1 protein-coding gene is annotated in these 264 nt (G+C 61.4%); it reads right to left on the reverse strand.

The window, feature by feature from the left end; genetic code table 11:
• On the reverse strand, positions 1-264 hold a 264-nt coding region (locus tag VJI93_RS08965), incomplete at both ends, for a hypothetical protein (protein ID WP_324009350.1).

A 264-nucleotide genomic window follows, 5' to 3' on the forward strand; every position in this document is an offset into this window, starting at 1 on the left:
GGACCGGGTGACGCCCATCTTCGTCGCGACCTTCTGGATGTCGCACAGGTCGAGCTTCTCGGCCATCGCGAAGAAGCCCGAGTTGAGCGAGTACTTCGTGAAGTCCATCGGCGTGCCGACGAAGCCGCCGGCATTGTCGTTGTTGCCGACCTTCGTGTTGGTCGTGTTGGTCCAGTCGCCCGTGCACGAGTTCGTGAACTTCTTGAACACGCGGTTCACGCCGTTGACGGTCTCGTTGACGGAGTGCCCCTTCTCGAGCCAGTC

It is taken from the genome of Parvimonas sp. M20 (assembly GCF_035282425.1).
In the GTDB taxonomy this organism is placed as follows: Bacteria; Bacillota; Clostridia; order Tissierellales; family Peptoniphilaceae; genus Parvimonas.